Genomic DNA, 10934 nt, shown 5'->3' with positions numbered 1-10934 from the left:
CCTGAGCGCAGGGGCAAAACGCCCTATCTCGGCGTGTGGCAGACAAAGGATGGAAAGTATATATGCACCACTGACCTCGAGCATCAGTACTGGGAGAGATTCTGCCGGACCATAGGCAAGGAAGAGTTCATTCCATTTCAGCACGATCCGGAAAAGAAGGAGACAATGATAGAGGCTATCGGCAAAATCATGCTCAGCCGGAACCGGGATGAGTGGGTCTTAATCCTCACCAATGCGGGTTCACAGGTAGCCCCGGTATATGACCCGGATGAAGCACTGCGTGACCCGCAGGTTATTCACCGTCAAATGGTCCTTGAAATAGAGGACGCTCCTCTGGGGAAGACGGTGAAACAGATCGGCATACCGATCAAGCTCTCGGAGACACCGGGGAGAATAAGGCATGTTGCGGCGCTGCCAGGGGAACACACAAGGCAGACCATGGAGAGGCTCGGCTATTCGGAGAACGAAATCCAAAGGCTTGAGCGGGAGGGTATTATCCACTTCCAATATAAGACAGAAAAACCCTAGCCGGATCTTGGGCAGCGTTATCCTCAACGTGCGTATGATCCATGGAACAGGTGCATCGCACGCGAGGCTATCGGCGCCAGACGATCTCACCGCCCATAATGGTCATGTCCACGCGTACCGACTTCAGCGCGTGATCGGGAACGCGGCTCAAATCATCGCTTAAGATAACGAGGTCCGCTCGTTTGCCCACCTCGATAGAGCCTCTTTCTTCTTCTTCAAAGGAGGCCCGGGCCGCCTCATATGTGTACATGCCGAGCGCCTCCACATGCCCGATTCCTTGCTCGGGTAGTACGGGCCTGTCCTTCTGCGATACCCTCGCTACAGCGCCATAGACACCAACAAGAGGGTTCGGTTCTGCCACAGGAAAATCTGAACCGGCCGCCACCCTGACACCGCTTTCTATCAGCGTGCCTATTGGATAGAGGTGGATCAATTCCTCTGGCGAAACCGTTTCGAGATACCGCTCACCACTATAATATATGAAGGAAGGCTGGGTAACTACGGTGATCCCGAGCGAGGCGATCCGTTTGGCCAAAGCGGGCGGACAGACCGAGCAATGTTCGATGCGGTGACGGTGATCGGGTCTTGGATCGCACGTGAGCGCGTATTCCACGGCGTCGCAAGCGGCCTCGATAGCACGCTCGTCCACGGCGTGGAGCACGGCCTGGAGTCCTGCCCGGTGGATTTCGAGGACCATCTCGTTGAGCGTTTTACGGGCCGGCTTAAGGCTTCCCGTAACTTCATGGATAATGATCTTCACACCTCCCATACGAAGCCCGCTTTCGCGAGGGCCTGGCGGATAAGCCTCACGCTTATATTCCTCGAACCCTTTGAGGCCAAGCATCATAGTGATGGCCGGTTTTAAGATATCTTTGTCCCTCCACCGTTGAAACGTGCTCCAGCGATTCAGATCGTTGTGCGATGAGGCATCCTGAACCGAGGTGATGCCGTAACCGAGCAATTCTTGATTTGCGAGTTTTGCCCCCTGTTTCAATTGGTCGTCATCAAGAGGCGGGATTTTTTCTGCGAGATATGCGCCCATACCGTAAAGGATGCCCGTGGGTTCGCCTGTCTCGAGATCCCGGTCGATAATACCATCCTCGGGATCGGCCGTTTCTCCAGTAATGCCGAGATGCGCTAAGCCAACGCTATTGAGCACGTGGGCATATCCGGACCGGTGAGTAAGCTTGACCGGATGAGTAGGGGCTGCTTGATCGAGATCAAGACGATGCGGATGTCGCTTTTCGGACAGAGAAAATTCGTCGTATCTTTTTCCCCTTATCCACTGATCGGGCGAGAGGCTCTGCGTGAGTGACCTTATTTTATCCTGTATATCTCTTATTGAAGTGATCTCGGCCTTGGGTGACAAATCAAGAGCCACAAGGTGCTCGGCATACGCGGCAAGATGGCAATGGGCGTCGATAAAGGCGGGGATCACGGTTCTGCCTTTGCAATCGATTGTCTCTGTCGCCTTGTTTTTGGTTTTGCGGATCGCCTGATCGTTTCCAACCGCCGATATACGTGCACCCTCGGCGGCGATAGAGCGAGCCACGGCCGGACAGGGACCCATGGTCATCACATTGGCGTTATAAAGAATCAGGCCCGACACGGCATCTTTCTTCCACGTTGTTCTTCATACCATGACCCAACCGATCATTCCCATGCCCTGATGACTAAGCCAGGACCGGCGCCGCCTTTTAAGAACCTGCTTGTTGCAGCGAGCGGCCTCACTTGCTGTACAGTTGGATGAGGCGTTGTGCCTCGCTCAGTATCTTCGTTCCGGGAAGTCCTTTTGCATCGAGCGCCTGGGCCTCTTTTATGGCCTCGGCTTTCATGGGCGCATAGAATTTATCGAGCTCATCTTTGGGCAAGGTTATGAACTCCACACCGAGCTTCTTCCCGTCTTCCATGGCATGCTGATTGCCTTTAAGCTGGCTATCGTCCGCCTCCTGTCCGTACCAGTCTATGTTTCGTTCAAAGACCTGCTTGATGTCAGGGGGCAGGCTGTTCCACTTAGCGAGATTCATGGCTCGCATACCGCTATGTGTTTTGTAGAGATTGATCAGCGTGACATACTTGGCGACCTCAGACAGTTTCAAGACCTCAAGGGTTTCAGCGGGTGAAAGCAGCCCGTCTATGATACCCTTTTGCAGGGCAACGTAGACTTCTGCGTTGGATAAGGATATGCCTTCCACCCCGAGTTCTTTGAGCACACCGGCCATATCACCGAGTGACTTGAGTCTCATGCCTTTGAGGTCCGCTATCCTGCGCACAGGTTTCCGGGTGATGAGTTGATGGGTAGACCCGCCCCAGCAGAGCACCTTCATGCCCTTGTATTCGCCCTCTATCTCCGGAAACTTTTTCAGTAGTTCCTTAAAGACCCTGGCCCCCACCGTCTGGTTCGCGCCGTAGAAGAACAGATAGCTCGCTTTGTGAATCAAGAAACCACTCTTCGATGTTGCGGGATTAATAAAGGCCATGTCCACGGCGCCCTGGGTGAGCTCTTCCACGGCGTCCCTGCCTCCGATTATGGCACCTCCCCAGTATGGCTTGATTTTTACCCTGCCGTTTGTCTCTTTTTCGATCTTGGCAATCCACTTCTGATCGGTCAGGCTAAAGGCATGATCGGCCGCATAGGGTGTGCCGTAGGTGAGCTCGATCACCTTCGCCTGCTGTGCCATCACATGACAGGGTATCATGAGGGCCGCTAATATGACCGGTACTATACACATCAAAAGGTATTTATTCCTTCCCATGCCTGCCTCCTTAATGTCGCTCCGCACATGAGCAGAATTATTCTTTACCTGGTAGCCATAGCGAACCCGGTTCGCAACTGTTTGAAACTCTATGTTCCCTGTTATATCGTCAGCCTCAATAATTTCCGGGTGTTCTCTTCAAATATCTTCGTCTTATCCGCATCAGGCACGCTCATCTGTTCGACCGAGCGTACCGTGTCCCACGTGTATCCATAACCGCCCTGACCGGTTGCGCCAAGAGGCATATCGGTTCCAAAAAGCAAGCGGTCGGGCCCGAAGTAATCGTAGCCGCACATGAGCGCCGAGGTATTTCCGTAGACCGCCGTATCGTTGTAGAACTTATGCAAATGCTCGGCGTTCGCGACCCTCTTGATCCTCCGCTCGAAAAAAGGCACCATGCCCCCGCAGTGGTGCGTTATGAATTTGATGGTCGGAAAATCTATGAAGGTGCCCGCATTGACGAGGCTCAGCATAGTCAATGCGGTTTCAAAAGGCCATATAAAAGAACCCATGGGCAGGTGATTGATCCAGTTCTGGATGGGTCCCGCGACTCCTTTGGGCGCGCTTCGCATGATAAGGGGATCCACGGGATGGATCCATAATGGAAGATCGTGATGTACCATCTTCTCATAGAGCGGTCTAAACTCGCGCGCATCGAGCATCTCCCCGTTCACGTTCGTAAAGACCTGTGCGCCCCTCATGTGCAGCTTGGTGATGGCCCTGTCCGCCTCTTTAAGAGCAGCGTCGATATTTTTGAGCGGCAGGCAGGCCACAGCGGCGACAAACCTATCGGGATGGCGGGCAACGAGTTCAGCCATTTCGTCATTTGCTATTTGAGCAAGCTCGGCGGCATCCTTGGGACCAACAAGGGTCTCCATGGGCGGCGTGGCTACAGTTAGTACCTGGAGCACATCCGGATATCTGTCCATGACCTTGAGCCGGACATCGATGTTACTTAAGGCAGGGTTCTGGAGCATCCATCCGCCCGACCTCGAAAAATCAGCGTTTTTCGCCTTCTTGAGCAGTCTGTCGAAGTACTTCCTAGGCAAAAAATGGGCAAAAATATCAATCTTCATATTCCCTCCTCAAGGAAGATTCCACGTTGCGCTGCATAGAATGTGAGCCGGCGCCCATATCTGTTTACTCGCGGATCAGTACCTCATCCCCTTCCCACTCGAATCGTGCGTTGAGGCCCGCGCCTTTGGTTATCTTCTCCACATAGTCAAAGACCTGCTGCCCCCGTTCATCGCATCTTACGATTTCGGGCTGCGCGAGTTTATTCACAACACAGGGCAGATACGCCACCCGTGAGATTTTGCCCGCTTTAATCGTGCATTTGGCAATGATCGTATTTTTTGCTTCTGGGTGGAAAGGATATGTGGGATACTCGGGGTCAGGCTCAAACCCGAAAAGCTCTCTCCTTCGGTTCGCCCATTGCCCGGCGCCTTTGGCGGGGTCCGGAGTCAGATGTCTCACGGCGGTAACGAAGTTGCCCAACCCATGAAAGATCGTTTTCCCATGATAGACCTCGATACCTTTCAGGATATGGGCATGGTGCGCTAAAATCAAGTCGGCCCCCGCGTCTATAGCTAAATGGGATATGTCCTGCTCATATCGGGCGATCTTGATGGGCGTGTGGCCGATGCCCTTATGAAAACTGACCGTGAGCACATCGCAGAGAGGTCTTAGTTTTCCTATATCGTCGAGCATGGCCTCAAGACTCTTCGGTTCCGCAAACGTGTAAATGGTCGGCGGTCCCCCGGGGCTCGGATTGTCTAACTCATAATAGGTAATGATATACACGTAAGCGCACCCGGCCTTGCCCTGACCGGCCCATGTCTCTTTGGGTCCAACACAATTGTAATCCAGAAAACCGAAACGAATGCCCGAACGTTCAACTATTGCAGGCCTGCGGGCTTCATCGATGTTCATACCCGCCCCCACCGTGACTATGCCATAAGCGGCAAGTCCGGCTAAAGTATCCTCGATACCGGGAGGGCCCGAATCCCACACGTGATTGCTCGCGACGGTGGCCACATTGATACCGGCGAACGGCAGGGCGCTCATGTTCTTCGGGTCAGCCGGAGGCGCGGTCGTATCGATTCTCGTTGTGATCGGCCTCGCCGTGAAGACGTGCTCCACCTGACCGACTACAATTTCGGCCCGGCGAAGCGTGGGAGCCGCGAGCTCAAAGAGAGATTGAGCGTCGGGCACCCCGAGCGACAAATCACCAACCGCAAACATCGTCAACGCTTGTTCGTCCATGTCTTTGCCCTCGCATCCGTTCAAGAAACCACCACCTCATCGCCGCTCGTGGTGAGCCTGGATTCGAGCTTCTCGATTTTTGAAACGGAGCTCAGATAATCTACCACATCCTTAAAGCGCCCGTCGCCCACGCGCAATATTTCCGGCTCAGCATCTTTATTTATCAAGGCCGGAAGGAACGAGACCTTCTCAATCCCTTTGCGAGAAATCAAACAGCGCACGATCATGGTCTTTCTCGAATCGACAGGATAGCCGTACCCCGTATACCCGGGGTCCACATCCCAGGGATATCTCTGTCTCATCTGCCTGTATCCTGGATCGCTGAGTACGAAGGAGGCAGGCACATCAAAGGCAAAATTACCGAGACTGTAAAAGATCGTCTTTCCCTTGTAGACTTCGATTCCCTTGAGGATGTGGGCATGATGTCCGAGAATCAAATCCGCGCCTGCGTCGATAGCGGCGTGACCCGCCTCACGCTGGTACATGGCGATCATAGCGGGCGCAAAGTGGATGCCCCAGTGCACGGAGACGATCACGATATCTACAAGCGGCCTGATCTTTTGAATGTCTTTGATCATGTCGTTCAAGTCGTTCTGATTCGTATTCGTGACAATTTTGGGAGGCGTTCCTGCCTGCCAGTCGACCTGTTCATAGAATGTGGTGGCTCGAAGCGGCGCGCAGCCGGCTACCCCGGGGGCCGCGTCATAACCCTTGGGCAGCACCGAGCAGTAGCCCAGAAAGGCGATCTTCACACCTTTCTTTTCGATCACCACGGGTCGTCGCGCCTCCTCTATGTCCCGTCCTACCCCGATCACATGCATGCCTTTGGCCTTGAGAAGCTCCATGGTATCGAAAAGACCCTCCACGCCCCAGTCGAGGGTGTGATTACTGGCAAAGGAGACCACGTTGAATCCGCCGGAGACGAGAGCCGACACGTTTTTGGGATCAACCCGTGAGTGATGCGATCTGATCTGCACCTGCCGGGATCCCCCCTTGGTGAGGCTCCTCTCAAGCTGGCAGAATGCAATATCCGCTCCTCTCGTGGTTTCAGCGGAGAATTGGAATATAGAATCGGGGTCCTCTCGGTCCGGCCCCACATCGCCCACAGCGCATAACGTCACCACATCATTCTCAACCATCATTAATCCTCCTCTTCAAATCACCGCTCAAACTCACAAAACCCTTCAGCTGGCGCTCCCGCCGAGTAGATCGATCACCTGACTCACATCAGGGATAGTCTCAAGCTTGCCGATCATATCGGCAGCCCTCACTGCATCCTCGTCGCGAATAGGTATTGCCGAAAAAGAGAGGCAATCCTTGAATTTGACCATGAGATCCTCTCCGCTCACAGCCTTCTCAGGCATCCCATAGATTATCTCATCCTGTCGTCTGTACAGGGCGCCATTGCTAACCCTTATCTCTACAACGGGGGATTCTTCTTCCCGTTTGCCAGCTACCTCCGGCACGTAATGGTAGGTAATCCTCTGCGCTATCTTAAGAACCGTGGGATCGTTCAACCCTTCCGGTGTGTAATCATGAAGCGTGACATTGCCTTTGGCCACGGCTATGGCCACCGTAAAGGGAATACTGTATTTGCCGTCGATCGCGGTCTTCGGTTGCCGCTTGGATTCGATGGGCTCGGAAAGAAGCCTCGTATGGGGAGAGCCGCCCACGATCCTCACTTCCTCCACGTCTTTGGCTTTCAGTCCGTGTTCACGCATGATTTCAAGCGTACTGTAAATCACGGGATGCGTGGCGCCGCACGCGGGCCACGGCTTAAACTGCATTCTCATGCCGTCGAACCTCCTGCCGAGCGCGCCTACTAAAGAATCCCTGTCGGGATCGGCCTGGAGATAAACCCTGTATAACCCGTACTTTCCTTCAAAACTGTCTCGCGAACCGGTTATACCCCGCTTGGCAAGCAGCGCAGAGAGTACGGCCCCCTTGCCGGTCCAAGCTGCCTGAATGGCCCTCGTCTCTGCGGCAAACCCTGTGCCCATCTGCCGACTGCCCGACAACTGGGCAAACGCGATACCGAAGGCATCTATCATCTGTTCCTCGGAAAGCTTGAGTAGTTTACCCACCGTAGCCGCACCGCTGATGAAGCCAAACAGTTGTGTGGAGAACCAGCCCTTGTCCATAGTCCATTCGTCCCGTCCCTGAGGGCTCAAGGTAATCGCCCGCCCCAGTCTCACCATGATGTCATTTCCCAACGCGACGGCCGCAATGAAATCCCTGCCCGTGACTTTTCCTATACGCTCCGCTATAGCCAAGCCAGGGAGAACAGTCGTTACACCGGAATGAATCTTGCCCATCATATGCATGTCGTCGTAATCCACCATGTGTCCCATCGCACCGTTGACAAAGGCCGCCATCCAACAGGGTAGCTTGCCGCCAAAACCAAGGATGGTGCTCTCTTGTTTGCCGCCCCCTTCCTTGATAAGCTCGACAATCTCTTTTGCCGCCGCATCCAGGGTGGAAGCAGCGATTGTGACGCCCAAAGTATCGAGAATACATCGTTTGGTCATCTCCACGAGCTCGCCCGGCAGGTCCGCGTAGGCTGTGTTTACTACATACTGCGCCAGGTCAAAGGCTGCATCCCGGCCCCTGTTGGTACCGGAGGCACCTTTGATTCCCACGCTTTCCCGCAGAGCGGGAGTTGGGTTATTCTCTCGATGATCTTTTTTGCCTGGCGATACTCTTTTATCTTTACCCATCGGTTTCTCCTTGTCTTACGTGTGGCAGTTGACCCAGTGCCCAGGCTTTGCTTCCCGTAACGCCGGCTCCTCTTCAAAACAAGCCTTTTTCGCATCCGGACAGCGAGGATGAAAACGACATCCTGAGGGGATATTGAGCGCACTCGGCACCTCACCCTGCACGATGCTTCTTCTTCGCTGTCGCTCGAGTACGGGGTCAGGAATCGGAATTGCGGAAAGCAGCGCCCGCGTATACGGATGCAGTGGGTCCTGATAGAGCTCGGCCTTGGGCGATATCTCCACAATCTTTCCGAGATACATGACGGCAACCATGTGACTCACGTAATGCACTACGGAAAGATCATGAGAAATGAAAAGATAGGAAACATTCAGTTGATCTTGCAGAGATTTAAGGAGGTTGAGAATCTGGGCCCTGATTGACACATCGAGCGATGCCACCGGTTCATCACACACCACGAAGCTCGGTTGTACGATCATGGCCCGGGCGATACATACCCGCTGCTGCTGTCCTCCCGAGAGCATATGAGGGTATCGCTCACCCATATCCTCTTCCAATCCCGTGAGCGTATAGAGTTTCTGAAGTCGCTCGGTCATGGCGTCTTGCGGAATGTCTCCCTGGATTTTGAGCGGCTCCAGGATAATGTCCCGTATCTTCTGCCGGGGGTTCAGTGAACTATAAGGGTCCTGAAACACGACCTGCATCTTGGAACTTAAGCTTTTCGGTCTCGTCTTCGTGTCAAAGCTGATCTGTCTTCCCTCGAAGGTGATCCGTCCGGAACTCGGTTGAATGGTTTGGAGGATCAGGCGGCCAAGAGTGGTCTTGCCGCAACCGCTCTCACCCACAAGCCCGAACGTCTGTCCCGGCTCAATGGTAAAGCTCACCCCGTCCACGGCATTTATACTGCCAACGGCATGCTTAAAAAAACCTTTGGTAACGGGGTAGCGTTTCGTCAGTCCGTCAACTACGATGAGGGGTTCAGCCATGTTCTTCTTCTAACCTCCATCAATTCGCCAGCAGGCCACAGAGTGGTTCTCCGAGATAGTCTTAAAAGGAGGCGATTCCTTATCACAGCGTGCGAGGCGCTTGCCGCACCGCGGCGCGAACGAGCAGCCCTCGCCCAGACGATCAAGCCGCGGGGGAAAGCCTCCGATCGGACTAAGCTCGTACTCTATTTTGCTATCAAACCGGGGCACGGCCTTGAGCAGCGCCTCGGTGTAAGGATGCTGCGGCTGGGAGTAAAGCTCCACGCAACCGGCGCTCTCTACAATACGCCCCGCATACATAATATGGACAGTATCCGCGTATCGAGCCACAATCCCCAGGTCGTGAGTCACAAGGATTGTCGCTCTGCCATCCTTGTCATTGGCAGCGACGATAAGTTCCAGAATCTGTCCCTGTGTCGTGGCATCGAGGGCGGTAGTCGGTTCATCGGCGATGAGCAATTGAGGATTGCAGCATATCGCCATGGCCACCATGACCCGCTGCCTCATGCCGCCGCTTAACTCAAAAGGATAAGCCCTCATCTTACTGTCTACGTCAGGCACAGATACCGTCTCCAGTACCCTTTTTGATTCGTCGCGGCCCTCTGTCTTACTCATACCGCGGTGTAACTTAAGCGCCTCGGCCATCTGGTCTGCGATCGTCATGAGCGGGTTTAAGGAACTCAAAGGGTTCTGGAAGACTACACCTATTTCCCTCCCTCTTACCCGGCGCATCCCGGACTCCGAAAACTTCAAAAGGTCCTGGCCCTGCCATATCACCTCTCCGCCTACTACCTTGCTCGTAGGCGGATTGAGGCGCACAAGGGAGAGGGCCCCCATGGTCTTGCCGCATCCCGATTCTCCGACGATGGCAACCATTTCTCCCTTTCTTACTGTATAACTCAAGCCGTCCACGGCCTTAACAGGCGGCCGATAACGCCTGAGAAAATGAGTGCGTAGATTCTTCACACTGAGGATCGTTTCTTTTGCTATGGCCACGGTCATGCCTCTTAAAGGAAGTTCCTCTTTTCTATTTCGATTTGGCCCATCTCGTGGCCGTTCCGGTAAACCATATACGGTCGATACTGTTCCAGTTCGTGGCCACGGGCTGTATGACAACCCCCTTTTTCGGGGGCCATCCCGTCATGAGATCGGGACGCCAGGCCGTTCCATACGATGAGCCGCAAAAGTTGATGAACGGCATCGCATCGAAAAAGACCGTCTGCGCCTTCCGGGAAAGCGCAACCCTCTTTGCGCGGTCCTGGGTAAGGATCACCTGCTGCACGAGATTGTCGTACTCTTTGCTCGACCATTTTCCATAGTTGACTGTCTCTCCACTAATAAAACTGCTCAAGAACTCGATCACCGAGCTTCCCGTAATCGTGTTGAGTGTGTCGATAACGATATCGAAGTCTCCTTTGTCCCTGCGGGTAAAAAACAGGGCCTGGTCCAGCGGGGTCACCTTCATGTCGATGTTTAAGTATTTCTTCCACATGTCGGCCGTATATAAGGCCACGTTGACCCTGAACTTCTCATCCGATCTCGTGATGCATTCAAGGGTAAAACCGTTCGGCACGCCTGCATCCTTGAGGAGCTTCTTTGCCTCCGCTACCCGTTTGTCTAAAGGTTTGTCGATGCCTAAAGCTTTTGCCACTTCCTGTTTGGACAGGGCCTCTTTCAGGTAGAA

At 54.0% G+C, this 10934-nt stretch carries 10 protein-coding genes; 1 reads left to right on the top strand and 9 read right to left on the bottom strand.

The features are described from left to right. Positions 1-528: CoA transferase (locus VMT62_06735; GenBank protein ID HVN96108.1), on the top strand; the 528-nt coding region annotated here is incomplete at its 5' end. A 67-nt stretch (positions 529-595) separates the two neighbouring features. Here VMT62_06735 and VMT62_06730 read toward each other — a convergent pair. The 9 genes from VMT62_06730 to VMT62_06690 all read right to left on the bottom strand — a co-directional run. Continuing rightward, on the bottom strand, positions 596-2137 hold the full coding sequence (locus VMT62_06730; GenBank protein ID HVN96107.1) for an amidohydrolase: 1542 nt from the start codon (positions 2135-2137) through the stop codon (positions 596-598). 118 nt (positions 2138-2255) lie between these two features. Continuing rightward, on the bottom strand, positions 2256-3284 hold the full coding sequence (gene dctP, locus VMT62_06725) for a TRAP transporter substrate-binding protein DctP (protein HVN96106.1): 1029 nt from the start codon (positions 3282-3284) through the stop codon (positions 2256-2258). A gap of 101 nt (positions 3285-3385) precedes the next feature. After that, positions 3386-4360: an amidohydrolase family protein gene (locus VMT62_06720; protein HVN96105.1), complete on the bottom strand. Its 975-nt coding sequence runs from the start codon at positions 4358-4360 to the stop codon at positions 3386-3388. 64 nt (positions 4361-4424) lie between these two features. Further along, positions 4425-5573 (bottom strand): CapA family protein, encoded by a 1149-nt coding sequence (locus tag VMT62_06715; GenBank protein HVN96104.1) that lies wholly within the window; start codon positions 5571-5573, stop codon positions 4425-4427. Further along, positions 5570-6691: a CapA family protein gene (locus tag VMT62_06710; GenBank protein HVN96103.1), complete on the bottom strand. Its 1122-nt coding sequence runs from the start codon at positions 6689-6691 to the stop codon at positions 5570-5572. Before VMT62_06710 ends, VMT62_06715 begins: the two co-directional genes overlap by 4 nt. A gap of 42 nt (positions 6692-6733) precedes the next feature. Continuing rightward, complete coding sequence (locus tag VMT62_06705; protein ID HVN96102.1) at positions 6734-8266, bottom strand: MmgE/PrpD family protein; 1533 nt, start codon at positions 8264-8266, stop codon at positions 6734-6736. 15 nt (positions 8267-8281) lie between these two features. Next, the gene (locus VMT62_06700; GenBank protein ID HVN96101.1) at positions 8282-9250 is read right to left on the bottom strand and encodes an oligopeptide/dipeptide ABC transporter ATP-binding protein; all 969 of its coding nucleotides are present in this window, start codon (positions 9248-9250) and stop codon (positions 8282-8284) included. 9 nt (positions 9251-9259) lie between these two features. Then, a complete protein-coding gene (locus tag VMT62_06695) occupies positions 9260-10246 on the bottom strand; it encodes an ABC transporter ATP-binding protein (GenBank protein HVN96100.1) in 987 nt (328 codons plus the stop codon). A 31-nt stretch (positions 10247-10277) separates the two neighbouring features. Beyond that, a partial coding sequence (locus tag VMT62_06690; GenBank protein HVN96099.1) for an ABC transporter substrate-binding protein occupies positions 10278-10934 on the bottom strand: 657 nt, incomplete at its 5' end.

This window comes from Syntrophorhabdaceae bacterium (assembly GCA_035541755.1).
Classification (GTDB): Bacteria; Desulfobacterota; Syntrophorhabdia; order Syntrophorhabdales; family Syntrophorhabdaceae; genus PNOF01.
The sequence above is the reverse complement of the archived record's forward strand: the minus strand, read 5'-3'. Positions and strand labels throughout refer to the sequence as shown.